Origin of the sequence: Sphingobium cupriresistens LL01 (assembly GCF_001046645.1) — a bacterium.
GTDB lineage: Bacteria > Pseudomonadota > Alphaproteobacteria > Sphingomonadales > Sphingomonadaceae > Sphingobium > Sphingobium cupriresistens.
Window position 1 is genome coordinate 1,412,319 of the sequence record NZ_KQ130434.1, and the last position, 21,225, is coordinate 1,433,543.

Annotated in this window: 36 protein-coding genes and 1 tRNA gene; 25 read left to right on the forward strand and 12 right to left on the reverse strand. The window is 61.8% G+C overall.

Annotation, left to right across the window (positions count from 1 at the left end; genetic code table 11):
* Position 1: 1 nt before the first annotated feature.
* The 8 genes from V473_RS06840 to V473_RS06865 all read right to left on the reverse strand — a co-directional run bounded on the left by V473_RS06840 (position 2) and on the right by V473_RS06865 (position 2,752).
* Positions 2 to 259: a DUF2312 domain-containing protein gene (locus tag V473_RS06840; protein ID WP_066601837.1), complete on the reverse strand. Its 258-nt coding sequence runs from the start codon at positions 257 to 259 to the stop codon at positions 2 to 4.
* A gap of 151 nt (positions 260 to 410) precedes the next feature.
* Positions 411 to 545 carry a hypothetical protein gene (locus V473_RS24540; protein WP_269076434.1) on the reverse strand — a complete coding sequence of 45 codons (135 nt, stop codon included), beginning with the start codon at positions 543 to 545 and terminating at the stop codon, positions 411 to 413.
* Positions 542 to 1,267 (reverse strand): DNA-methyltransferase, encoded by a 726-nt coding sequence (locus tag V473_RS06845; RefSeq protein ID WP_066601839.1) that lies wholly within the window; start codon positions 1,265 to 1,267, stop codon positions 542 to 544. Before V473_RS06845 ends, V473_RS24540 begins: the two co-directional genes overlap by 4 nt.
* Positions 1,264 to 1,758: a hypothetical protein gene (locus V473_RS06850; protein ID WP_148648335.1), complete on the reverse strand. Its 495-nt coding sequence runs from the start codon at positions 1,756 to 1,758 to the stop codon at positions 1,264 to 1,266. The genes V473_RS06845 and V473_RS06850 overlap by 4 nt, the downstream gene beginning before the upstream one ends.
* Entirely contained in the window at positions 1,755 to 1,943 is a 189-nt protein-coding gene (locus V473_RS06855) for a hypothetical protein (protein ID WP_066601844.1), read from the reverse strand. Before V473_RS06855 ends, V473_RS06850 begins: the two co-directional genes overlap by 4 nt.
* A 3-nt stretch (positions 1,944 to 1,946) precedes the next feature.
* Positions 1,947 to 2,111: a hypothetical protein gene (locus V473_RS24035; protein ID WP_169793918.1), complete on the reverse strand. Its 165-nt coding sequence runs from the start codon at positions 2,109 to 2,111 to the stop codon at positions 1,947 to 1,949.
* 51 nt (positions 2,112 to 2,162) lie between these two features.
* The gene (locus V473_RS06860; protein WP_066601846.1) at positions 2,163 to 2,552 is read right to left on the reverse strand and encodes a hypothetical protein; all 390 of its coding nucleotides are present in this window, start codon (positions 2,550 to 2,552) and stop codon (positions 2,163 to 2,165) included.
* Entirely contained in the window at positions 2,549 to 2,752 is a 204-nt protein-coding gene (locus V473_RS06865) for a helix-turn-helix domain-containing protein (RefSeq protein ID WP_066601849.1), read from the reverse strand. The genes V473_RS06860 and V473_RS06865 overlap by 4 nt, the downstream gene beginning before the upstream one ends.
* A gap of 10 nt (positions 2,753 to 2,762) precedes the next feature.
* On the opposite strand from V473_RS06865, the gene V473_RS06870 reads away from it, so the two are divergent.
* The 20 genes from V473_RS06870 to V473_RS06975 all read left to right on the forward strand — a co-directional run bounded on the left by V473_RS06870 (position 2,763) and on the right by V473_RS06975 (position 14,197).
* Positions 2,763 to 3,509, forward strand: coding sequence for a S24 family peptidase (locus V473_RS06870; RefSeq protein ID WP_169793919.1), 747 nt, complete (start codon positions 2,763 to 2,765; stop codon positions 3,507 to 3,509).
* Positions 3,510 to 3,521: 12 nt separating this feature from the next.
* Positions 3,522 to 4,250: a DUF3800 domain-containing protein gene (locus V473_RS06875; RefSeq protein WP_066601855.1), complete on the forward strand. Its 729-nt coding sequence runs from the start codon at positions 3,522 to 3,524 to the stop codon at positions 4,248 to 4,250.
* A gap of 176 nt (positions 4,251 to 4,426) precedes the next feature.
* Positions 4,427 to 4,750 carry an HIRAN domain-containing protein gene (locus V473_RS06880; RefSeq protein WP_066601858.1) on the forward strand — a complete coding sequence of 108 codons (324 nt, stop codon included), beginning with the start codon at positions 4,427 to 4,429 and terminating at the stop codon, positions 4,748 to 4,750.
* A gap of 111 nt (positions 4,751 to 4,861) precedes the next feature.
* Positions 4,862 to 5,509, forward strand: coding sequence for a DNA polymerase III subunit beta family protein (locus V473_RS06885; RefSeq protein WP_082678998.1), 648 nt, complete (start codon positions 4,862 to 4,864; stop codon positions 5,507 to 5,509).
* 81 nt (positions 5,510 to 5,590) lie between these two features.
* Positions 5,591 to 6,040 (forward strand): hypothetical protein, encoded by a 450-nt coding sequence (locus tag V473_RS06890; protein WP_148648336.1) that lies wholly within the window; start codon positions 5,591 to 5,593, stop codon positions 6,038 to 6,040.
* A gap of 1 nt (position 6,041) precedes the next feature.
* Entirely contained in the window at positions 6,042 to 6,500 is a 459-nt protein-coding gene (locus tag V473_RS06895) for a hypothetical protein (RefSeq protein ID WP_066601864.1), read from the forward strand.
* A gap of 102 nt (positions 6,501 to 6,602) precedes the next feature.
* Positions 6,603 to 6,815 (forward strand): hypothetical protein, encoded by a 213-nt coding sequence (locus V473_RS23465; RefSeq protein WP_148648337.1) that lies wholly within the window; start codon positions 6,603 to 6,605, stop codon positions 6,813 to 6,815.
* Positions 6,808 to 7,560 carry a hypothetical protein gene (locus V473_RS06905; protein WP_066601869.1) on the forward strand — a complete coding sequence of 251 codons (753 nt, stop codon included), beginning with the start codon at positions 6,808 to 6,810 and terminating at the stop codon, positions 7,558 to 7,560. The genes V473_RS23465 and V473_RS06905 overlap by 8 nt, the downstream gene beginning before the upstream one ends.
* Positions 7,561 to 7,571: 11 nt before the next feature.
* Positions 7,572 to 8,543, forward strand: coding sequence for a hypothetical protein (locus V473_RS06910; protein WP_066601872.1), 972 nt, complete (start codon positions 7,572 to 7,574; stop codon positions 8,541 to 8,543).
* Positions 8,543 to 9,037 carry an HNH endonuclease signature motif containing protein gene (locus V473_RS24245; protein WP_082678999.1) on the forward strand — a complete coding sequence of 165 codons (495 nt, stop codon included), beginning with the start codon at positions 8,543 to 8,545 and terminating at the stop codon, positions 9,035 to 9,037. Before V473_RS06910 ends, V473_RS24245 begins: the two co-directional genes overlap by 1 nt.
* Positions 9,022 to 9,498 (forward strand): single-stranded DNA-binding protein, encoded by a 477-nt coding sequence (ssb, locus tag V473_RS06920; RefSeq protein WP_066601876.1) that lies wholly within the window; start codon positions 9,022 to 9,024, stop codon positions 9,496 to 9,498. The genes V473_RS24245 and ssb overlap by 16 nt, the downstream gene beginning before the upstream one ends.
* Positions 9,498 to 9,836 (forward strand): DUF968 domain-containing protein, encoded by a 339-nt coding sequence (locus tag V473_RS22805; RefSeq protein WP_082679000.1) that lies wholly within the window; start codon positions 9,498 to 9,500, stop codon positions 9,834 to 9,836. Before ssb ends, V473_RS22805 begins: the two co-directional genes overlap by 1 nt.
* Positions 9,829 to 10,233, forward strand: a complete 405-nt coding sequence (locus V473_RS06930) for a recombination protein NinB (protein ID WP_066601878.1) — start codon at positions 9,829 to 9,831, stop codon at positions 10,231 to 10,233. The genes V473_RS22805 and V473_RS06930 overlap by 8 nt, the downstream gene beginning before the upstream one ends.
* On the forward strand, positions 10,205 to 10,531 hold the full coding sequence (locus V473_RS06935; RefSeq protein ID WP_148648338.1) for a hypothetical protein: 327 nt from the start codon (positions 10,205 to 10,207) through the stop codon (positions 10,529 to 10,531). The genes V473_RS06930 and V473_RS06935 overlap by 29 nt, the downstream gene beginning before the upstream one ends.
* A gap of 364 nt (positions 10,532 to 10,895) precedes the next feature.
* The gene (locus tag V473_RS06940; protein WP_066601884.1) at positions 10,896 to 11,558 is read left to right on the forward strand and encodes a hypothetical protein; all 663 of its coding nucleotides are present in this window, start codon (positions 10,896 to 10,898) and stop codon (positions 11,556 to 11,558) included.
* Between the two features lie 408 nt (positions 11,559 to 11,966).
* Positions 11,967 to 12,446 (forward strand): hypothetical protein, encoded by a 480-nt coding sequence (locus V473_RS06955; RefSeq protein WP_066601891.1) that lies wholly within the window; start codon positions 11,967 to 11,969, stop codon positions 12,444 to 12,446.
* Positions 12,443 to 12,727 carry a hypothetical protein gene (locus V473_RS06960; RefSeq protein WP_066601894.1) on the forward strand — a complete coding sequence of 95 codons (285 nt, stop codon included), beginning with the start codon at positions 12,443 to 12,445 and terminating at the stop codon, positions 12,725 to 12,727. The genes V473_RS06955 and V473_RS06960 overlap by 4 nt, the downstream gene beginning before the upstream one ends.
* A 47-nt stretch (positions 12,728 to 12,774) precedes the next feature.
* Positions 12,775 to 12,951 (forward strand): DUF4326 domain-containing protein, encoded by a 177-nt coding sequence (locus V473_RS24250; protein ID WP_269076435.1) that lies wholly within the window; start codon positions 12,775 to 12,777, stop codon positions 12,949 to 12,951.
* A gap of 17 nt (positions 12,952 to 12,968) precedes the next feature.
* Complete coding sequence (locus tag V473_RS24615; RefSeq protein WP_408021506.1) at positions 12,969 to 13,331, forward strand: helix-turn-helix domain-containing protein; 363 nt, start codon at positions 12,969 to 12,971, stop codon at positions 13,329 to 13,331.
* On the forward strand, positions 13,331 to 14,197 hold the full coding sequence (locus tag V473_RS06975; RefSeq protein ID WP_066601900.1) for a tyrosine-type recombinase/integrase: 867 nt from the start codon (positions 13,331 to 13,333) through the stop codon (positions 14,195 to 14,197). Before V473_RS24615 ends, V473_RS06975 begins: the two co-directional genes overlap by 1 nt.
* 70 nt (positions 14,198 to 14,267) lie before the next feature.
* On the opposite strand, the gene V473_RS06980 is transcribed toward V473_RS06975, so the two are convergent.
* The 4 genes from V473_RS06980 to dapB form a co-directional block, all read right to left on the reverse strand.
* Positions 14,268 to 14,344: transfer RNA gene (locus V473_RS06980), tRNA-Arg, on the reverse strand.
* Positions 14,345 to 14,476: 132 nt separating this feature from the next.
* Positions 14,477 to 14,863, reverse strand: coding sequence for a hypothetical protein (locus tag V473_RS06985; RefSeq protein WP_066601901.1), 387 nt, complete (start codon positions 14,861 to 14,863; stop codon positions 14,477 to 14,479).
* Positions 14,864 to 14,964: 101 nt separating this feature from the next.
* Entirely contained in the window at positions 14,965 to 15,627 is a 663-nt protein-coding gene (gene nth / locus V473_RS06990) for an endonuclease III (RefSeq protein WP_066601902.1), read from the reverse strand.
* Positions 15,628 to 16,392, reverse strand: a complete 765-nt coding sequence (dapB, locus tag V473_RS06995; protein ID WP_066605252.1) for a 4-hydroxy-tetrahydrodipicolinate reductase — start codon at positions 16,390 to 16,392, stop codon at positions 15,628 to 15,630. It abuts the gene before it with no gap.
* A gap of 106 nt (positions 16,393 to 16,498) precedes the next feature.
* Between dapB and V473_RS07000 the strand changes: the two genes are divergently transcribed.
* The 5 genes from V473_RS07000 (at position 16,499) to V473_RS07020 (ending at position 21,223) form a co-directional block, all read left to right on the forward strand.
* Positions 16,499 to 17,200, forward strand: a complete 702-nt coding sequence (locus V473_RS07000) for an NAD-dependent deacylase (RefSeq protein ID WP_066601903.1) — start codon at positions 16,499 to 16,501, stop codon at positions 17,198 to 17,200.
* Positions 17,201 to 17,284: 84 nt separating this feature from the next.
* Positions 17,285 to 18,037, forward strand: coding sequence for a class I SAM-dependent methyltransferase (locus V473_RS07005; RefSeq protein WP_066601906.1), 753 nt, complete (start codon positions 17,285 to 17,287; stop codon positions 18,035 to 18,037).
* Positions 18,034 to 19,338, forward strand: coding sequence for a hypothetical protein (locus tag V473_RS07010; RefSeq protein WP_201785485.1), 1,305 nt, complete (start codon positions 18,034 to 18,036; stop codon positions 19,336 to 19,338). The genes V473_RS07005 and V473_RS07010 overlap by 4 nt, the downstream gene beginning before the upstream one ends.
* Positions 19,335 to 20,480, forward strand: a complete 1,146-nt coding sequence (locus tag V473_RS07015) for a glycosyltransferase family 4 protein (protein WP_066601909.1) — start codon at positions 19,335 to 19,337, stop codon at positions 20,478 to 20,480. Before V473_RS07010 ends, V473_RS07015 begins: the two co-directional genes overlap by 4 nt.
* Positions 20,477 to 21,223, forward strand: a complete 747-nt coding sequence (locus tag V473_RS07020; protein ID WP_066601913.1) for an FkbM family methyltransferase — start codon at positions 20,477 to 20,479, stop codon at positions 21,221 to 21,223. The genes V473_RS07015 and V473_RS07020 overlap by 4 nt, the downstream gene beginning before the upstream one ends.
* Positions 21,224 to 21,225: the final 2 nt, after the last annotated feature.

Sequence of the window (21,225 nt, forward strand, 5' to 3'; positions counted from 1 at the left end):
GTCAGATATCAAACCCAAGCTGCATGCCCAGCGCGGCGGCATAGGTGGCAAGCACCGCCTCTTCCTGCGTCCGCTCGTCGGCGCGCTTCTTGCGCATGGCGATCAGCTTGCGGCAGGCCTTCACATCGAAGCCTTCGGATTTCAGCGCGGCATATCGGTCCTTGATATCATCCCCGATCCCGTCCTTCTCGGATTCCAGGCGCTCGATCGCCTCGATATGCTGGCGCAGAACGTCCGCTGCGATATTGTCGCTCATCATGCAGTCCCTTTGTTGGTGAAGCGTCCGACCTGATCCCGACCCACCGGGAACCTCGCAGCAGCAGCCGCGCGCAACGGGGCAGCCCAGCGGCTATGCTCAAGGTCGAATTTGTGGGGATTGGTCGCCATGTGGCGGCGCAGGTGGAGTTCGATCACTTGCCCTCCTCCCGCTTTGCATCGGCCGCAGCCGCCCGATCAGCATGGCGGTGGCACTGGCGCATCCAGTGATCGCTATCCCGCCGCGCCTTCCGCGCCGCCTCGTCAACGGCTTGCTGCATGGTTTTCACGCGGCGGCCTCCGCGAACATGTCGCCCTGGCGCTGGGCATCCTCGATGCGCTTGCAGGCGATGTCGAAATACTTGGGTTCGCGCTCGATGCCGATGAAGTGGCGGCCCATCTGAACGGCTGCAACACCGGTGGTGCCGCTGCCCATGAAGGGATCGAGCACAACCTCATCCATGAGCGTGCTGTTGCCAATGTAATGCGCCATGAGCGCTACGGGCTTTTGCGTCTCATGCTGACCACCAATGACGTTCGGACATTTAATAAGCTGGCGGGAACCACAGTCGTTGATATATTTGGCGGGGCCACGGAATACGAACAGCGTGAATTCGCAGTTCTTCATATACCAACGGTTCGGCGTTCCTGTTGATTTGTCCCACACCAGCCAATTGTGGAAGCGGAAGCCTGCCGCCAGCGCCTCATTCTGGACCTCCGCGACATAGCGGTTGTTGACCATGAAGTAGGCATGACCGTTCGGCAGAATCGCAGCAGCCAGCGGCATGATCTCAGAAAATTCAATATCAACGGGGATGATTGAACCACTGTTGTCATAGACTTCGCGAGCAAACTTACCGCGCATTTCGCCAGTGGTGTTCCCACCCGATTCCAGTTGATATGGCAGGTCAGTGACGATGCAATTCACCGGCTGAAGCGTCGGCAAAACCTCCCGCGCGTCCCCCAAATACAGCACGGCATTGCCGATGATCTCTTTGCGCTGGTAGGTCACGCCGCCACCTCCCGCCCATTAAGCCGCGACAACCGAACCCGCATCGCATCAATAGCCCGCTGCGCCTCGTCCAGCGCCTCCGATCCGATTTCGCGCAGCTCGTCATCATCAACGGTGCCGGGCGTCTCCATGTCGCCCAGAGCGGCGGCAAGCAGGTGTGCGACGCGCAGGATGTGCGACAGTTTTTCGCCATCGCTGTAGGTGTCAGCCCCGATCTCGGTCAGCTTCATCCCGATTAGGCCCAGCACGCCGTTGCCAAATCGGCCATTCCATTCCCGGCAGCCCAAGAGGAAAGACGACACCGGCATTTCAGCGAGTGCGGTTGCGTAATTGCTCGCGCGATCCTCGCTCTTGCCCAGCACCCGGCCAACGTCTTTCCACGTCAAACCGTCCTCTTTGCGGATATTGGTCAGGTCATCGCCCAATTGTGCAAGTGCAACACTCGCGGAAAAACTGGATCGCCTGCCGTGGATTTGCGGGTTGCGGGTCATTTACTGACATCCTCATGCAAAAGGGAATTATCAGCACCGGGGCGACGCTCGATTGTGGGAGCATCGACGCGCTCGACCAGCGCGACAGGCTGCGGATTGACATAGGCGTCGCCGGCGGGCGTCTCGACTATGAGGTGGACGCCCAACCGATCGCCGCCATTGCCAATCGTATCGTGGAGAGGCATGGCCTATTTCCCCTCGAAGAATCGCGCGGACGGGCCGCACCGCTTGCCGATGAAGAAGCGATATTTCCGCTCATCCTCACAATGGCTGGCCCGGTTATCCTGATAGCCGGTGACGGGATCGGGACCGCCAATGTCGCGACGAGTGCGCTCGCAAAGTTCGAATTGCATGATCGGCGTCGTTTTATGATGACGGCAATTTCGGCAAATTGGGTGCGCCATCTACCGAACCCCCGCAGCCAAAGCCCAGCCACCAGCGCGACCAGTGGTGATGATTGCCGCGCCATGTCGTTCGCAATTCCGCGCGCCACATCGTCCGCAGCTATAGCTTTCCAGCCGCACCGGCTCCGGCTGGGCGGCCTGATAGGTCGCCACCTCGCGATTACCGTAGCGGGGGATCGTAAATCCGACGCCAAGCACATCGATCAACCGGCAATTGCCCAGCCCCTCGACCCTGATCTTGCCCTGCTGCTGGAGCCGCGCGATGCTGTGATTGACCCGCGTGCCGGTGCTGCCCAACTCAGCCGCCATGTCGCGCTGGCAGGGGAGGATTTGGCCGACATAGCGGGTGATGAGGGCGAGCGTCGCGGCGTCGTGGTCTTCGCGGGTCATGCTGCCGCTCCTTGGGAAAGGATGAGATCAGCCTCAGTGACCGCTCCTTTGGTGGCGGCCGCGATCTTGACCGCAAGCGGGAGGGAGGGTTGACGCTGACCGTAAACGATCTTGCGAACCGTGTTTTCGGATTCACCGATTTGTTCGGCAAAAGCGGCGACCGTCTTGTCGACAGTCTTCAAATGGTCGATCAGCCTCATGGGGCATAATATGCCCACATTGGGCACATCAATCAATCACAAAATGCGCCCAATCTGTCATCTTACCGGCAGTGCCCTTATTGGGCACAAGGTCGCCATGTCCAACAACATCGCACAGATTCGCAAAGCGGCGGGAATGTCGCAAACCGATTTGGCTGACGCGATCGGCACCACACTAAACAATCTAGGCAAGCTGGAGCGCGGCGACCGGCGCTTGAACCAAGATTGGATCATGAAAATATCTGCCGCGCTCGGCGTCTCGCCAGAGGCGATAATCGCAGCCAACTATGATAGTAACGAAGCGGGATCGCGACAGGATAGGGTGATCGTCACCCGCGACGAAACTGACGAGCTGGAAATCCAGCAGTGGGATATCGCCTACGGTATGGGCGCCGGGGGATATCTGGACATTCCCGTCACCGGCGAAACCTACCGTTTTTCCGAAAGCTGGATCAGGCAGTTCACTCGCGCCCCGGCAAGCAAGCTGTTCTTCGCGACCGGGACCGGTGATTCCATGTCCCCGACGATCCTGGATAGCGATATCGTTCTGATCGACACCTCAGAGCATGAGGTCCGAATGGCCGATCGCATCTGGGCGGCGGCTTACGGGCAGGCGGGCATTATCAAGCGCCTGCGCCCGATGCCGAACGGCAGCGTGAAAATCATGTCCGATAACCAAAGCGTACCGCCAGAAACCGCATATGACGGTGAGTTGCATGTCGTCGGCCGCGTCGTGGCTATCGTGCGGAAGATGTGAGGCGGGCGAGGCGTGGATTTTAGCGATTACATTGTGTTCGCTGATGAAAGTGGCGATCACGGACTAACAACCATCGATCCCCAATTTCCTGCCTTCGCCCTTGTTTTCTGCGTTTTCCGTAAGGATGAATACGCGCACAGTGTTGAGCCTTCTTTGCGAGAATTGAAGTATAAGTATTTTGGCCACGATGCCATCATTCTGCATGAACGGGAAGTTAGAAAGCAGATAAAACCATTCGATATACTGCGATCTAGCAAGGAAATGCGCGACGCTTTCTATGGAGATATCGCTGAACTGGTTAAGGCTACTCCCGTTCAAATCTATGCGTCGATCATCAAAAAAGAGCCGTTCACAGAAAAGTACAAAACACCTTGGAACCCATATGAGGTTGCTATGCACTTCTGCCTTGAGAAAGTGTGCGAGTTTCTCAAGCATCAAGGGCAGTCGGGTCGCAAGGTCCATGTGCTTTTCGAGGGTCGCGGCAAGGTTGAAGATCAGCAACTTGAACTAGAATTTAGGCGGATCACCAGCAACCAGAAGCAATGGGGCTGGAAGCGAATTGATTTCTCAGTTTGCGGGTTTGAGCCGCTCTTTGTGCCAAAGGCGGCAAACATGGCGGGTCATCAGATTACCGACCTCATCGCCCGCCCTATGGCTATAAAGGCCCTCAATCCTTTACAGGATAATCGCGCGTTCGACGCACTCAAGGCCAAAATTGGCTACATGAAGACGTTCCCATAAAACGAAAGGGTCCCGGTACAAACCGAAACCCTTACGTCGACCGGGAAAGCCCAATCCTTGTTTCACATGTAATGCATGGCACACGGAAAGGCAAGTGAATGCGCCACCTATCCCTCGCCGTCGTCGGCGCTGACCACCCAAACAAGTCAGGCCCGACGCGGCGTTTCGAGATAGCCATGTGCAGCCCTGGTGAGCCGGTCGAACTGCGCCACGAACCCAAAAACCCCGCAGACAGCAACGCGATCGCGGTCTATTCCGCGCGCGGTATCCAGATCGGCTATGTGCGCGCCGAACGCGCGCCGCTGATCCTGCTGGCCATGGGCCGGGCAGGCGTATCAGCCATTTTCCAGCACAAAGAGCGATGGGGCGCCACGATCCGCGCTCACCTAGACGGCAGCGAACCAGTCCTGCCGCCGATTGCCGACTCGCGCGCCGCTGACTGGCCGCCGCCGGGCAGCGAGGACGCCGACTGGTGGCCGGATGAGGAGTGGCCTGATTAAAATGTGCCCATAAAGGGCATAATTATAGATTGACATATGCCCATCATGGGCACATATTCACTCCATCAGCCGGGCAGCCCAACCGCTCCCGGCGAGTGATGGAGGAAGAAGATGGCGACCCCGGCTTTTGCAGTTCGATTGGATGCGGCGCTCAAGGTGAGCCCTTTCATCAGCACGGAAGAAACACGCTACTATTTGAACGGCGTGTTTATCGAAGCGAACCCGGAGGGTGGTGCGTGCTGCGTTGCGACCGACGGCCACCGGATGGGCATCAGTTACGACGCCGACGGTTTCGTGGATCGCTCCATGATTGTCCGCATTCCATCAATCATCAAGCCTGAGAAGGGTTTGTTCCTAAAGCCTTGGCTTGTCGGAATGCTGACCGACGGCGGCAATGGATACATTGCCATTGTTGAGGGCAAGAAGACCGAGCATCGTGAAGATGATGCCCAGCACGCAATCGCGCGGGTGGAAGAATGCGCTCTCCGCATCGGCCGCTCATTCATTGATGGCAACTACCCGGACTGGCGGCGGGTCGTCCCGGAAATGAAGCCGACCGACACGATCCGCGCTTTCAACCGAAAGTATCTGACAGCGTTCGGCGACATCATATGCGTGACCGGTGCGGACGAAATGTCGCCCCAGATCGTCCAGACCGACGACAAAGACTTTGTTGGCCTGCTGATGCCGACCCGCCCGGACAAGCGCCAACTCCCTGATTGGGTAAAGCCCGCCACCGCCCAGAAAGAAGCAGCCTGATCTCCCCAGACCGCGCGCCATCCCCCGGCGCGCGGCGAGCTTGAAATCAGTTTCTTGGAGGTTCTTATGAGCGCCCAACATTTGCAGATGCAGAAAAGCCCGGTTGATCGGACACTTGCTTTCCTGCGCAATGCCGCTCGCCGCGCCAATGATGATCGCGGCCCGCTGCGGACTATTGGCGAGGTCAAGCAGGCGATCGGCGCAGATAAGGAGGCTGTTCGCGGCTACCTTATCAAGCTGGTCGCTCGCGGAGATATCCTGTTGCACGATTGGTCTGGCGGCCAGTGCTGGGAAGCGGTCATGCCGAAGAAGGTAGCGCCGGTTGAAGTGGCTGACGGCCATTTCATTCTCCAGCGCGAGTTGCTGGACGGCAACCGCAGCTCTTGGTTTGATGCCGAGACTTTCACGAACTTCGCCCGCGCAAAGCAGGCTCTTGAGTTCGCCAAGTCCGCCGAACTGGCACGGTCGCAGGAATTTTTCGGCCGCCGTGCCCAGCGCATCCGCCTCCTCTCCGTGCCGATGGGAGCCTGACATGCTCCACCCCATAGCAGCCTTCGCAGCCCACCCCAGCGACTTTACCCGCGCGCAAATCCTGATCCAAGGTCACATCGCGCAGATTGACGCAGCGCTTGTCCAATTGCGGCTGCATCGGGCATCGATGGTCCCGTCGATTGCTGACATGCATGAGGCTGGCTTGCATCGCTACCGTGACGCGCTGATCCGCGATCTGGATGCCGTGCTGGCCGCCCCTGATGGCGCTCAGGGATATGCGGGGGTTTGGGGCGGCGATGGTCATGGTCCGCGCATCGCTGACGCCTGCGAGGCTGTGGATCGCTCCATCAGCAAGCGCAACGCCTATCGCGACATGCTCGCGGCCCGGCGTGGCAGCCCCACCAACGACAACCACCGCCAGAAATGCGGCTACTGCGAGGACATCGTTTCGGGTCCGTGCGCGCATCCGAGGTGTCCGGCGAAGGGGGCGAGGAAGTGACCCGCCTCCTCACCATCCCGCAGATGCTCGCATGGGCCTCCATGCTAACCCTGACTTTTTACGCAGCTTTGATGCTGCTGCCTAATCCCGGAGGAATTTGAGATGGACCATTTTGCCAGTCTCGAAAAAGCGGTTCAGCGCCTCAATCCTCTCCCTGCCCAGCGCCGCGAATGGGCTGAACAGGACGCCATTCTGCATCAACGCCTCGCCGCCATGGCTGAGTGCGATGCCAACGCCGCATGGATCATCAGCGCCGCCGAAGCTGGCCGCAATGACCCCGATCCGTTTTTCTCGAAAGGCCAGAACCATGACTGACGCCGTGTCGGCGCTCGCCAAGCTGCGCGAGCCTTTTGCCGCCAACCACATCAGCAAATTGCCGAAGCCGACCAAGGCGCAAACCGAAGCAGTACGCGCTGATTTCAAGAAGGGCGTCCGCTGCAAGGATTGCGGTAGCTGGCATCATCCCGACGTTGTCCACCTAGACTATGTCGGCCACGCCGCCCTGACTGACCGGCTGTTGGACACCGATCCCCTATGGTCATGGGAGCCTGTCGCTTTTCGTGATGGCCTTCCCGCCTTCGACCAGACTGGCGGCCTTTGGATCAAGCTGACCGTCTGCGGCGTCACGCGCCTTGGATATGGCCACGCCGCGTCCAAGCAGGGCGTCGATCCCGGCGCGCGGGAAAAGGAGGTCATTGGCGATGCGTTGCGCAATGCCGCGATGCGCTTCGGTGCGGCGCTCGACCTCTGGCACAAGGGCGATCTCCACGGCGATGATGCTGCTGACGAAAAGCAGGATAGCGGCCAGTCCGATCGCCAGAAGGTGGAGCGCATCACTCCTGCGCAGGAAATTATGCTTGAAGACAAGATGCGGGAGGCAGGGGTTGATCCGGCCAAGTTCCTCGCGCCTTCCGACGTATCCTGCGCCCGCGATCTTCCCGCTGGTCACTTCGCCGCCGCCATGAAGTCGCTGAACGACAGGATCACCAAGCAGAGCAAACAGCAGCGGCAGCAAAGCCAGTCGCCGAGCGCCGATCTGGATGACGAAATCCCCTACTGAAAGGATCGGCCATGACCATGTATCTTTCGAGCAAAGGGGCGGTCCCTATCGCCACCATGCCGTTCCCGTACGCCACCAACGCGCTCAAGAAATTGAACAGGGAAAGCCCTGAGCGTATCGAAGAAATCAAGGCCCTCACCGAGCATATCGCCAAGCTGGAAGCGGAAGGCCCCGACAACTCGCGCGCCGTCGTAGGCGATAATCAGCCGCCGGAAGACGTGGCGCCTGCGGTCAAGATTTCGGGACGGGCAGCGATCGACGCGCATGTCTCCGATCTTCTGACTGAGGCCGTGAATTGGGCCGATGGCGTGGCGATCGAAAACGAGGGTCAGGCTGCTGAGGTCGGCAAGCTGTATCGCTCGCTGCAACAGGCCGCCGAGCTGGTCAAGGACAATGCTGCTGCGGAGAAAAAGCCGCACAACGACGCGGTGACCGAAATCCAGTCGTGGAACAATGGCTATGTCGCCAAGGGCCTCAAGGGCACGCCGGACGGCACCTTGACGAAAGCCATCGCCGCCACCGGTCGGCTCTCCACCGCATGGATGACAAAACAGGAAGACGAGCGGAAGGCGCGCGAGAAGATCGCTGCGGACGCCGCACTGGCTGCTGCCAAGGAAGCAATGGCGCTGCGCGAAGAGGCGAAGGAAACCACCGATATCGCGGTGATGGATCGCGCTGAGGATGCACTGGCTGGTGCGAAAGCGCTGTTGCGGCAGGCTGATGGCGTGGCCAAGGAAAAGGTGCGGGTTGCTGCGGGGCAGGGCGTCCGCGCTGTTGGCCTGCGCTCTGTCTGGCATGCTGATCTTGTCGATGGCCCGAATAGCTGGGCGCTGGCCTACAGCCATTACAAGCAGAACCCGGAGTTCATGGCCGAATTTCACGCGCTGATAAAGCGCTGGGCTGATCGTGACGCCAAAATCGAAGCGCACCGTGGCGCTGGCGTTCCCGGCTTCAACTTCCGTGAAGAAAAGGTGGCAGCATAATGGACCAGTCCAAGTCCTGCGAGGTGTGCGGAGCCTCATACGCCCGCCGCGCGCGGGACAGCCAGTCACAGTGGGAGGCTCGGCAGTTCTGTTCGTGCGCTTGCGCCAATAAAGTCAAAAAGGCGAAACCGATTTCGGCTGCACTTCTCCGCAACTTGGCGGGCGATCGGTGCATAGTCTGGGGCGGAACCTTCAATGGCCACGGCTATGGCGTTGTCCAGCATGATGGCAAGCGGTGGATGGCGCATCGTCTGGCTTATGTGCTGGCTTACGGTGAGATCGATGATGATCAGATTGTCTGTCACCGCTGCGACAATCCCGGCTGCGTAAATCCGAAGCATCTGTTCGCCGGAACGCAAGCTGACAACGCCCAGGACATGGCCCGCAAGGGCCGAATGAATCCGTCATCCATCCTCAATCTTCGCCCCGGCAAGCGCGGCTTCCACGGCGCGGGGCCACTTTCTCGAAAGGAACTCGCATGGCGGGCTCAGTGAATAAGGTCATTTTGGTCGGAAATCTTGGTTCTGATCCAGAAGTTAAATCCTTCGCCAGCGGCGGCAAAATCGCAAATCTTAGGATCGCGACCACCGAAAGCTGGAAGGATAAACAGTCCGGCGAGCGTAAAACCAGAACCGAATGGCACAGCGTAACCATCATGGGTGACGGACTGGTCGGGGTTGCCGAGCGGTTCCTGCGCAAGGGCAGCAAGGTCTATATCGAAGGCCAGTTGCGCACGCGCAAGTGGCAGGACCAGACCGGCAATGACCGCTACAGTACCGAGGTTGTCTTGTCCGGTCCCGGCGCGGTTCTAACCATGCTGGATAGCTCCAACGGCGGGGAGGGTGGTCAGCGCGAACTTACCCACCATAATCAGAACGGCTTCGGCGTCGGCGACCGCGGCGGCGGGTCGTGGGGCAATGACCTTGATGACGACTTCGTGCCGGGCTTCGACTGATGCTGCCGCGTCGGATTTCGAAGGCGCCCAAGCGCTCAACCCGCTGGCGGTCCCAAGCGCATTGCAACTTCGTGCGCTCGCACGCTTGCAGCGCTTGCGCCTCCACGGCGGCGATCGAGGTCGCCCATGTGCGCACCGGAACCGGCGCAGGCATGGGCCAGAAGCCGCACGATTACTGGACGATATCGCTGTGCCGAGATTGTCACGCAACGCAGCACCGCATCGGTGAAACCACATTTGAGCGGATGCACAACATCAACATGAAGGCGCTGGCGGAAGAGTTTGCCGCCAAGTCCCCGCGCCGGGTCGAGATCATGGAGGCAAAGCGCAATGGCTGACGGACAGACGATCATCCTGACCAGCGATTACCGCCGTATGGAGGCGCATCGCTTGATCGAGAAAGTGCCGGCTGGCGCGGTGCTAAATATACGCCCTGCGCGCCGCACCAACGACCAGAACGCCCTTATGTGGGCGCTCCTCTCGCAGATCAGCCGGGCAAAGCCTGATGGCCGCTGCCTGTCGCCGGAAGTTTGGAAGTGCCTGTTCATGAACGCGGCGGGCTTCACCTGCACCTTTGAGCCGTCGCTGGACGGATCGGGCGTAGTTCCGCTTGGATTCAAGTCCTCGCGACTGAACAAGGCCGAATTTTCCGATCTTATCGAGGCGATCCACGCCTTTGCCGCCGAGAAGGGCATCGCCCTCTCGGATGAAATTCACCCGGCCCGCGCGGCTTAACCCAGGGAGACGAGAAATGTCCTTTTTGGAAAAATTCGGATTGATGACAGTGAAGGCGCATGAGGCGGCGATGGCCGTGTTCATCAGCGATCGGGCGAAGGCGATGGTTGACGCGCAGCAGGAACGCGAAACGGCGGGCCGATTGCTGGGCAAGAACGTGGCCCTGCGGTCCGAGGTTGCTGCGCTGACCGCAGAACTCGCCACCCTCAAAGCCGAGCGCGACCGCCGCATGGCCCCGCTGATCGCTGCCAATGCTGAACGTGCCGCAAAGGCCAAGCGCAGGCAGCAGGCCGCCTAACCGTTCCCCCAGAAGGCGGGGCGCCAGTCTAACAAACGGCCCCGGAAATTTCGATGACCCGTGACCCCGCCCTATCCCAAGCGATCCGCGCGAAGACGCTGGCCCTGATGAGCAACCCTCTACGTCCGATCGATCCGAAACCCCGCGGCCATCGCGAATGGATGGTGCCGCTTGCTGAGAGGAAAAGCCGGTGAGTGATTCCCAAAACCCCGCGCAGGATTTGCGGAGCGCGCTGGAGCCTTGCCCGTTTTGTGGCGGTCCAGCCAAAAAGATAGATTTTGGATCGCGCGTCGGCATCAAATGTGCGGACGGACATTGTGGAGGAACGACTAGGCTGGCGCTCCCCGGCGAAGATTACGCGGCGATGTGGAACGCCCGCGCCGCCCTCGCCCAACCCGCAGAAAACGCAAAGTCGGGAGGGCTTGGTCGTTTCGGCCATTTGCTCAAACTTGTCGATCGCGGCGCGGCGGAAAACGCAAAGGGCGGGGAGGTGGTGGCTGATGCGATCATCGCAGCGAAAGCGCGTGAAGCTCTTGGGACTTGGCTGGCATGGCCTGATGCGCCTCGCGACGGCCCTCGCCTAGTCACGAATGGGCAGATCGAAAGCTGGCTGGCTGGCCTACCCAACCGCCTAGCCCACCCTCCCGCCGCTGAGCCGGTTGGGCTGCGGGAGGCGGCGCGTACTCTTCTTGGGGACATTGCGGACCATCCAGATGCGTCACGCCGCCTGTCCGGCAAAAAGATCCTGGCGCTCAGCGCAGCCCTCGCCACCCCGGCGCGAACGGATGATGCCGCGCAGGCGGGTGGGGCGGTGGCGGAGGTGTGCGCATTCAATCGCGGCGATCACGTCGAGAAAATCAGCGGATCGAAATGGCGTGGCGTAGTGGTTGGTGAATATTCGACCAGTCTGACGCCAGAAGGTTACGCCGTCGAAAGCGATACTGAAACCGGCAGCGTGCAAATTTACCCGGCGAAGGCCCTGCGCTCCACCTCGGCCGCCGCCCTCCACCAAGGATCGGGCCAATGAGCGGGGAGATAGAGCGTGCTGCCACCGGCTTGGACGCGCAGCATCTTTCCGTTCTGGACGCTTTGGCGGAGGGTCGTCGGTTGGGCTTGGCGTCGCGGAACCAGGACAAAATTAGGCGTAAACTCCGCGAGCGGGGCTTGATCGCGTATTGCGGGAACCCGAAGCGCTGGCAGATTAGCGGCGACGGCTTGGCAGTTCGCGCGACCATGAAGGAACTCCAGCCATGAAGCGCGGACGGGACCAATGCGCCATGTCCGAAGCGTGCGCCGGCAAAGATGCGGACCACGGCCTGATGTGCGCCGAACACAGGGCCGAAGATCGAGAGATCACGCGCATGTTTTCCGACGATGTTCAGCCCAGCCAGAGGCCGCCGTTGCCTTTGCGGGTGGTGGAAACGAGGATCAACCAATGACTGACACCATCGCAGAACTGCGCGAGTTGCTGGCGGCTTGCACGAAAGGCGACCTAACGACTGCTGAGCGGCGCATCGCCTGTGAAACGGTTGAATGCCCTGCTTGCCAAGGTGACGGCGAAGTCGAGGCCGCGGATTACTGCAACTTCGATAGCGTGGCGCTCGGTGTCCAGTTCTATGGCATCGGTCAGGAGTTTGGCGTGCATGAGAAGCTGTGGACCGCTGTCGTTGCAGCCCTTCCCGCCCTGCTGGATCGGGTGGAGGCGGGGGAGGTGTGGCGGAAGCACTATTTTGACATGGCGAAGGCGGCAGGGGATTTGAAGGCGGCGATCAGGCCGCAGTTGGATGCCATGACATTCGCCGATCATGCCGAAGTACGGAAAGCATTCAACGACATCGCTATCGTGGCAGGCAGGGCGCTCGATCACATGCAGGGATCAATGAAACCACCTCAGAAGAAGGCCGACATCCCATGAGCAAGATGATTGAGAGGGTGGCCTTGGCCATCCTCAACAGCGATCGACGGGCGGCGGGACTGACGCCAGTCAATAGCCGGGGCCGTATCCCTGACAGCGACGGTTATGTTCGCAATGCGATAGCCGCAATCAATGAGATGCGCGTGCCAACCGAAGAAATGATCGTGGCGATGCACGACGGCGCAATGGGCGGCTTTGGTGAGGACATGGGCGATGCTCAGCGGCAATATGTCGTTGATTGCTGGGCCGACATGATCGTTGCGGCGGGGGCGGACCAATGAGCCGCCAACCAATGCGCGTCCAACTGCGCCGGACCAAGGGATGGAGGATGCCTGAGAGTGGTGTCGAGAGCGAGGCAAGGCGGTCTGTTATCTTGGCTGAGATTGCAAACCTGCGGGGCAAGAACCTCGCCTGCTGGTGTCCGCTCGATCAACCATGCCACGCCGACGTGCTGCTGGAGATCGCTAATGCACCGATCGACGCTGTTTTGCGGGGGGAGGGGTGATGGAAGCCATGCATCTCATGACAGCCGAACAGGTGGCGCAGGACTTCGGCTTGCCGTCGAAGCGAACCGTCCGCACCATGCGCGATCAGGGGCTTCCCTCTGTCCGTCTGGGCAAGGGCTACCTATACGACCGCGCCGATGTGATCGCCTTTATCCAGGGGGCAAAGGAAACGAGATGCCAAGACCGAATCGCGGTGCCTACCTCAAATGGATCGAGGAGAGGGGCTGCTTCTATATCCAGTGGTATGAGCAGGGACGCCCACGAAAGCGCTCGACTGGTTTTGCAGATGTGCGGGAGGCAGAGCAAGCCCTCTCCGAGTTCATCGCGAGCCGGCAACGTGAGCGCGTTTCCGGGCCGTCCGAGCCGGGACGCCTCCTAGTGACCGACGCGCTCGCCTATTATGTGGAGCATCACGCCGACACGACCGCCGATCCAACGCGGATCAAGCAGGCGGTCAAGGCGCTGGTCCCGTTCTGGCTGGGCGTCCTGATCGACGGCGTGACTAAAGGGACATGCCAGCGATACCAGAAGCAGCGGGAGAAGGCTGTTGCAACCGTGCGACGCGAGCTGACGACATTGCGCGCTGCGATCAACTTCGCCCACAGCGAAGGCATCCTGACTCGGCCGGTCCCGGTATGGTTGCCTGAGAAGCCGGACAGCAAGGATCGCTGGCTGACCCGCGCGGAGGCGGCGCGGCTGATGAATCATGCGCGCACCGGGCGCAGCGACGTGCGCGCCTATCTGCCGCTGTTCATTGTGCTGGGCCTCTACACCGGCAAGCGGAAGCAGGCGATCCTCGACCTTCGCTGGCCGCAGGTGGACTTCAAAAACCGGCTGATCGATTTTCGCGGGCGCGATGATAAAGGTGACCTCAAAGCGAAGACCAGCAAGCGCCGGGGTCGGCAACCGATACCCAACCGGCTGATGACGTTCCTGCGACTGGCCTATCGTCGCCGGCATAGCGATATCGGCTATGTGATCCACGACAAGGGCCGCCGCATCATCGACATTGGCGACGGCAAGAGCGGCAGCTTTGGCACGGCCTGCAAGAACGCGAAACTGATCGGGGTCACCCCTCACACGCTGCGCCATACATGCGGGACATGGCTCGCGCAAAAAGGGGTGCCGCTGTTCCAGATCGGCGGCTGGCTGGATCACTCAGATAGCCGGACAACCGAACTCTACGCGCATCATCATCCCGATTTTCAGGGGGAAGCATTGGACGCTTTCAACCGCCGAAATTGAGGGTAACATACACATTACCGCACACAAATTTCTCAACGCGAGAGAAAGGATCAGCTAAGTGATTGAAAATTGGTGCACCCAAGTGGATTCGAACCACTGGCCTTTGCCTTCGGAGGGCAACGCTCTATCCAGCTGAGCTATGGGTGCAAGACGCTGGTCAGGAGGGGCGGGTAGCAAAGTCCACCGCGCTGCGCCAGCGTCAAAATCACCCTGAAGCGATTTCTAATCAGATGGAATCATCTGATGACTCGAAAATCGCCTTACAATCGCCAATCCATCTTATTTCGAGGCCTTCTCCATCGGCTGGAACTTGCCCAGGCCGCAACTCGCGCCCTGCTGCAATCCGGGGCCGCCATTCCACAGCACGGTTATGATATCGACCGAACAAAGCTGCGACAGGCTCGTCTTATAAAGGAACCGCTTCTCGAAGCCCAGGCTGGGGCAGCTATTGGGGAGGATGTTCCGATAGACCTTGTTGCCGTTCATGATGAAATCGATGGTGCGGTCGTCACGCACATCGGTCGACCGGATCGACTGAATCTGGACGCAGTTGACCGGCTCTCCCTTGGCCATAAAGGGATCGGGCTTGTCCTTGGCGATGGCGGGCAGGGCGGCGCAGCTAAGCGCCAGGCTCAGTGCGAGCCGGGCAGGGGCAAAGATGGACATGGCTTCTCTCCTCATATCATGCCGAATCGACGGCACGGCGCACGCCTTTCCGTCATGCTCCTAGCGAGCCATGGCTGAACAGGGAGCGAATGGATGCGTGCCTAAGCGGCCTTCGCAGTCGCTATCTTGGGCGCAGGCGTCTTGGGCTTGAACCGGCACAGATCGGCGACGATGCAGCGCCAACATTCGGGCTTGCGCGCCTTGCACACATAGCGGCCATGCAGGATCAGCCAGTGATGCGCATCGCGGCGGAACGGGCCGGGCACTTTCTTGTCCAACTGCTGTTCGACCGCCAGCACCGTCTTGCCCGGCGCCAACCCGGTGCGATTGCCGACGCGGAAAATATGGGTGTCGACCGCGAACGTCTCCTGCCCGAAGGCGGTGTTGACCACCACATTGGCGGTCTTGCGCCCGACGCCGGGCAGGGTGGTCAGCGTGTCGCGATCCTCCGGTACCTCGCCGCCGAAATCGCGCACCAATATCTCCGACAGGCCGATGACATTTTTCGCCTTGGTATTGAACAGGCCGATGGTCTTGATATGCGCCTTCAATCCCTCTTCGCCCAGGTCGACCATCTGCTGCGGCGTCTCGACCTCGCGGAACAGCGCGCGGGTCGCCTTGTTCACCCCGACATCGGTCGCCTGCGCCGACAGCGTCACCGCGACCAGCAACTGATAGGGATTGCCATATTCCAGCTCGGTCACCGGCGCGGGATTGGCTTCGGCCAGGCGGCTGAAAAAGTCGAATATATCGGCCTTCTTCATCTACAGCCCCAGCACGCCTTTCATGTCATAACGCCCGGCCGGTTGCCCTACCAGCCAGCGCGCCGCCTTCACCGCGCCGCGTGCAAAGATGGTGCGGTTTTCCGCGCGATGACCGATCTCGATCCGCTCGCCTTCGGCCGCGAAGATCACCTGATGATCCCCCGCGACTGATCCGCCGCGCAGCGCGGCAAAGCCGATCGCGCCCTTCGCCCGCGCGCCGGTAATGCCGTCGCGCCCACGCTCGCTATGCTGCGCCAACGCGATCCCGCGCCCCCGCGCCGCCGCCTCGCCCAGCAGCAGCGCCGTGCCGGACGGCGCATCGACCTTGTGCCGATGATGCATCTCGACGATCTCGATATCCCAATCGTCGCCCAAACCCGCTGCCGCCTGCTCGACCAGCGCGGCGAGCAGGTTGACGCCCAGCGACGTATTGCCCGTCTGCAACACCGCAATATGGACGGCAGCTTCGTCGATCAGCGCATGATGCACCGCCTCCAGTCCGGTGGTGCCGATCAGCACCGGCTTGCGCGCAGCGATACAGGCGTCCAGATGCGCGCTGAGCGCACCTGGCACCGAAAAGTCGATCAGCACCGCGCTCGCCTCCGCCAGCGCAAGCGGATCGGCGGTCATGGCGATGCCCGGCGCGATCTCGCCCGCCGGATCGCGATCGGTGCCGCCCGCAATGCCCAGGCCCGCATCGGTCGCCGCCTGTGCAATCGCCCGGCCCATGCGGCCCGCCGCCCCGAAAATGCCGATCGTCGTCATGATGGTCCGTTTCATTATCTGTACTCGCTCCGCCGATGCCAGAGCAGCGCGACTTTGTCATCCCTCCGCCTTGGCGCGGACGCATGACGTCTCTAGAAGTTCAGCCATGAACCCCGACATCCACAACATCGTCATCCTCACTGGCGCGGGTATTTCCGCCGAAAGCGGTCTCGCCACCTTCCGCGGTCCCGATGGCCTGTGGGAAGGCCATCGCGTCGAGGACGTCTGCACGCCAGAGGCGCTGGCCCGCGACGAAGCGCTCGTACATCGCTTCTACGATGAGCGCCGCGCCAAGCTGGCGGAGGTCCAGCCCAATGCCGCGCATCAGGCGCTGGCCGCGCTCGACGCACAGTGGCCGGGCGACCTGCTGATCGTCACCCAGAATGTCGATGACCTGCACGAACGGGCAGGGGCCACGCGCCTCATCCACATGCACGGAGAACTCAAATCGGCGCTTTGCGCGGCCTGCGGCAAGGCAGTTCCCTGGGCCGCAGCCTTGCCGCCCGGCACGCCCTGCGACGGGTGCCGCAAACCCGCACTCCGCCCCGACATCGTCTTTTTCGGCGAAATGCCATACGAAATGGATCGGATCGACGCCGCCGTGCGCGACGCGGATCTGTTCGTGTCGATCGGCACGTCGGGCGCGGTCTATCCGGCAGCGGGCTTCGTCCAGACTGCCCGCCATGTCGGCGCGCGCACGCTGGAACTCAATCTCGATCCGTCGGCGGGCAGTATCTATTTCCACGAAACCCGACTGGGGCCGGCCAGTGCGCTGGTGCCCGATCTGGTACGCGAACTGCTGGCCTGATCGGGACGAACCCCGAAACCCCCTCGCATTGCCCGGCGCTTATAGTATAGCGCGGCCTTTCCCCATGACGGCGCGGAGCGATCGGTGATTACTGTCCAGCGGGTGGCCAAGGCCGCCGGCAAGCATCTGACCAAGGCGGCGTTGACGCTGCGCAAGGCCCTCGGCGCGCGCGCGACGCGCAGCTGCCCGGCCTGCGGCTCTGCCGTGGTCGGCTTCTTCCGCTATGGTGATAACGCGGAATGGGGCTGCCCCGCCTGCGGCGCATCTCCGCGCGAGCGTCTCATGAATTGGTTGGTCCAGCAAGGCACGCTCGATGTGCCCACGGACGGCGCCATCCTGCATATGGCCCCCAATGAGCGCAGTCTGGTGCGTCGTTTCTCTTCAGCCGCCGACTACACCCCCGCCGATCTCGACCCATCGCGTTACGTCGTTGCCGATATGCGCCGCGTCGATCTGATGGACTTCTCCGAGCGCGATCGCTACGACCTCTTCTACGCCAGCCATGTGATGGAGCATGTGCCGGACGACATGGCCGTGCTGCGCAACATCTACCATGCGTTGAAGCCCGGCGGCGAAGCCTGGCTGATCGTGCCATTATGGGACAGGCCTACCGAGGATGGCAGCTTCGACATCCCACCGCGCGAACGCGAACGCCGCTTTGGCCAATGGGATCATGTCCGCCAGTATGGCCCCGATTTCGCTGATCGAATCCGCGCTGCCGGCTTCGATCTGGAGGAAATCGACGCCGCAGCGATCGACACGGACACGCGCCATTTCCACGGCTTGGACGACCGTTTGTTCCGCGCGCGCAAGCCGGGCGGAGAACCCGCGCGGTGAGCCGCCTCGCGCGGCTGGAAGGGTCCGCCCGCTTCCTGGCGCTGGTGAAGCTCGCCAATGTCGGGCTGGTGCTGATCTGGGGCTTCGCCGTGACCTTCGTCTTCGTGCGCGTCCTGCCGATCGCCGAGTTTCAGGCGTTCCTGCTGCTCGTCGCCTTCGGTAACTTCACCATTTCGGCGGAATTTGGCCTCACCAGCATCATCTATGCCCGGCTGCGTCGCCATTGGCTGAATGATGGCGCTGGCGACGATGATGATGGCGGCTTCCGGCTGGAGGAAATGGGCGTCCTCTTCCTTTTCCTCGGCCTGCTGGTCGTGGGCGCCAGCCTGATCCTGATCGTCGCGCTGGCTTTGGGCTGGCTCTCAACCGGCCTGCCTTTGCTCTTACTGCTCTTCTTCCTATCTGCAAGCCTCAACCTGCCGGCCCTGCTCGCCAAGCGGGCGCTGGCGGCGGTCGATGGCAATTTCCTGTGGGAAGGGGTGGATTGCGCGCGGCGTGTGGTGACGATCGGGCTGTTGCTGGCGATGCTGGCGGGCATGGACCCGCGCCTGTCGGTGGCGTTGCAACTGGCCGTCAGCATCGTGGTGATCGCCTATGCGATCAGCCATGTCCATCGCCGCCTGGACATGAAGCGCAGCCATTGGCTCGCCTTCCGCGTCGGCGGGGGCCATGTCCGCGCGCATTATCTGCGCGACATCGGCGCATCGGCGGCCTTCACCGTCTCCGATATCGTCGCCTACAACGCGCCCTATTTCACCATTGCGCTGGCGACCAGCGACCCAAGGCCGATGCTCATCTTCGACTTCTTCTTCAAGGTGTCCAGGTCGCTGTCCATGTTGGTCCGCGCCACGGTGGAGGCCGCCCTGCCGCGCATCACCCGCGCCTATCATGCCGGCGACCGGGTCCGTCTGGGCCAATTGCTGGGCCGCGCGCTCGGCGCGGCGATGATCTTCGCGGTCGGCCTGTCCGCCGTGCTGCTGCTGGCGGGCGACCGGTTGTTCACGATCCTGTTCGACGGCCGCGCCACCATCGACCGGGCGGATATCACCTTCATCATCCTGGCGCTGTTCGCGCTGACCCTGCTCTGCGTCTCTGTCTATGTGCAGGCGGCGCTCGGCCGGTTTAGCGCGTTGCTCGCACGCTCGCTCCCTTTCCTCGCCGGTTCCTTGGCGAGCGCCCCGCTGGCGCTGCTCCTCTGGCCCGGCCGCTTCGACCTCGCCTTCCTCGGCCTCTACGCGCTCGCGTTGCTGGCCGTGGCCGGGCTGCACCTCGTCTCGCTGCGCAGGCTGGCGCGGACATGAAGGTGGCCATGCTCGATCCCTCGCTCTTCACCGGGCGCTATGACGACAGCCTGTGCGCCGCACTGGCGGGCGAGGGTGCCGACGTCACCCTGCTCGGCCGCCCGATGCGTCCCACCGACGCGATCATGCCGCAGGGCTATCTGTACAAGCCGCATTTCTTTCCCCGCAGCGAAGCCTTGCGCGCGCGGCTGGGCGAAGGCCGCGCCTTCCGCGTCGCCAAGGCGGTGGAATATGGCCTTGCTTGCGCACTGGGCGACATGAGCGCGCTCACCAACGCCCCCGTCGTCCACGCCCAGTGGCTCCCGCTCGCTCCCGCCGACGCCTTGATGCTCAAACGGCTGAAGGGCCGCACCGCGCTGGTTCACACCGTGCACAATGCCGACGCCTACCATGCCGATGCCGGCCTGCAGGGGCGCGGCTACCGCGCGCTGCTCGACCTGTTCGATGCTCTGATCGTCCATGGCGACACGACCCGCGCCGCGCTGTTAGGGCAGGGCATCGACCCCGCCCGCATCCATGTGACCCCGCACCCGCCGATGCGCCTTGCCCCCGCAACCCCGGCTGATCTCGCCGCCATCTCCGTGCCCACGGTCCCGCGCCTGCTCTTCTTCGGCACGATCCGCCCATACAAAGGCGTCGATATCCTGATCGACGCCTGCCTCCAGCTTTGGCGCGCCGCGCATGTGTTCGAACTGGTGCTGGTGGGCAAGCCCTTCATGGACCTCGCCCCTTTCCTGGACGCCGTAACCCAGGCCGGGTTCGCCGACCGCCTCGTCACCGATTTCGGCTTCCTCACCGAATCCCGGCTCGACGCCCACATGGTCCGCGCCGACATGATCGCCTTCCCCTATCGCCATATCGATTCGAGCGGCGCTTTCCTCTCCGCGCTCCACCATGGCAAGGCGATGGTGACGTCGGACGCGGGCATGTTCGGCCAGTTGCCCGACGATGTCGCCGTCCGCGCCCGCGCGGGAAATGCGCCTGCATTGGCCCAAGCCCTCTTGCCGCTGATCGAAAGCGCGGCCATCAGGCAAGGCCATGGCGCACGCGCGCGCGATTACGGGAATGCAATGGGAAGCTGGAAGGATATGGCCGTGGCGACGATCGGCATCTATCGCACCGTGTTGGCCGCGCGCGCATGAACCGCTATCTGCGTGAATTGAGCGATCGCGCCCTGGCCCTGCGCCTGGCCGTAGCCGGGCGCGTCCATCAATATCCCGAAATCCAGGCCTTGAAGCGCTTCCTGTCGGCTTTCGCCGTCGATTGCCTCTTCGACGTCGGCGCCAATCGCGGCCAATATGCGACGACGGCGCGCAAGGACGCCGGCTATCAGGGGCTGATCCTTTCCTTCGAACCCAACCCGGACGTTTTCGCCGATCTGCATAAGCAGGCGGCATCCGATCGCAACTGGCATGTCTTCAACATGGCCCTGTCGGACTTCGACGGGACGGCCAGTTTCAACATCATGGCCGCAGACCAGTTCAGCTCGCTCAAAAAACCCTCGGACGCGCAGGACGCGATCTTCGCCGACCGCAACAAGGTGACGAAGACGGTGGAGATGCGATGCCGTCGCCTCGATACGCTGCTGCCCGAACTGGCCGCGCAGCATGGCTTTGCGCGTCCCTTCCTGAAAATGGATACGCAGGGCCATGACCTCTCCGTCTGCGAAGGCGCGGGCGATGTCCTGACCACCATGCTGGGCATCCAGACCGAACTGGGCGTCCGACCCATTTATGAAGGCGGCGTCGGCTATCGCGCGATGATCGACTGGCTGGAGTCGCGCGGTTTCGTCCCTTCCGCCTTCTTCGCCAATAATAAGGGCCATTTTCCGCAACTGGTCGAAATGGACGGCATTTTCGTCAACCGGACCCTGGTTCAGGCCTGACC